1 protein-coding gene is annotated in these 1,224 nt (G+C 54.2%); it reads right to left on the reverse strand.

Features of this window, described 5'->3' with window-relative positions:
• Nucleotides 1-64: 64 nt before the first annotated feature.
• On the reverse strand, nucleotides 65-1,144 hold the full coding sequence (locus HK20_RS12495) for an IS5 family transposase (protein ID WP_086647366.1): 1,080 nt from the start codon (nucleotides 1,142-1,144) through the stop codon (nucleotides 65-67).
• Between the last annotated feature and the right edge of the window lie 80 nt (nucleotides 1,145-1,224).

A 1,224-nucleotide genomic window follows, 5' to 3' on the forward strand; every position in this document is an offset into this window, starting at 1 on the left:
CGGTTTTTGCGATGGCGTCCAGTCTGCGTTTTGAGCAGATTGGGAGTTGTCTCTCGCTGGATGGCTATGCGCTCGCGTTCAATCTTTCGAGGAAGAGGAGGCGGCGCATATTGTAGACGATATTGGCGAGCCCGATCCTCATGGTGGCTCGACTGATACCGACAGTCCGGACAAACAGCCCCGTCTGTGACTTCTGATCGGCAAAGACATGCTCGACACGCGAGCGGATGACCGACTTTCCAGCATTTGATTTCTGGATATGCCGGGGCATAGGCTTGAGATGCGGCTTTTTGCGATGAACCTTGGAGACAAAGCCCTGCTTTTCCATGAAGTCTTCGTTGGCTTTTGAGCGATAGGCCGTGTCGGCCCAGACACTTGAGGCCGTATTGGTTTTATCCAGAAGCCCCTCTCTCAATCGCGCGCCATCACTGGCAGCGGCATGCGTTGTTTTCCATTTCCGGATGAACCGGTATTTCCGATCGATGGAAACATGCGATTTATAGCCAAAGAACGGGATGGCGAGATCGCTGGATGGCATGGTTCCATCATCCTGCCGCTTCGCCTTCGTGAACTTCAGTGTCCAGCGCGCATGACGATCCTTGTGCGACAGCTTTGCGGGTTTGTCCTGCCAGTCTTCAGGAATACGGCCTGCTCGCAGATCCGCTTTCTCTGCATTGGTGTTCCGCTGCTTCGGAGCCGCTACCAGCGTGGCATCCAGGATCTGGCCTGACATCGGCAAATACCCGGCGTTACGCAGGGTCGCATCAAAGCGGTTGAACAGCCCATCGATCGCACCCGCCTGGGTCAGACGCTTTTGATACAGCCAGACCGTTTTGGCATCCGGCACCCGATCTGAAAGTCCCAGCCCAAGGAAACGCATAAAGGAGAGGCGATCGTTGATCAGATATTCCGTCCGCTCATCAGACAGATTGTTCAGCGTCTGGATCACCAGGATCTTGAACATCAGCACAGGATCAAATGGCGGCCGTCCGCCCTTGCTTCCATCGGAATACGCCAGGGCCTTGTCCAGATCAGGACGGAACGCTTCAAAATCCACAGTCCGGGAAAACGCTTCGAGCTGATCGCCAAGCCCACTCAGCCGGGCAAGACGCTCTTCAACATCAAAGAAACCAGACTGCTTCATATCGCCATTCCCTCAATCAACGCAGAAGAAATAGAATCATACAGAAGACCTCAAAACCAGGGGGTTTTTAGAACCCTCCA

It is taken from the genome of Acetobacter sp. DsW_54 (assembly GCF_002153575.1).
Lineage (GTDB): Bacteria > Pseudomonadota > Alphaproteobacteria > Acetobacterales > Acetobacteraceae > Acetobacter > Acetobacter fabarum.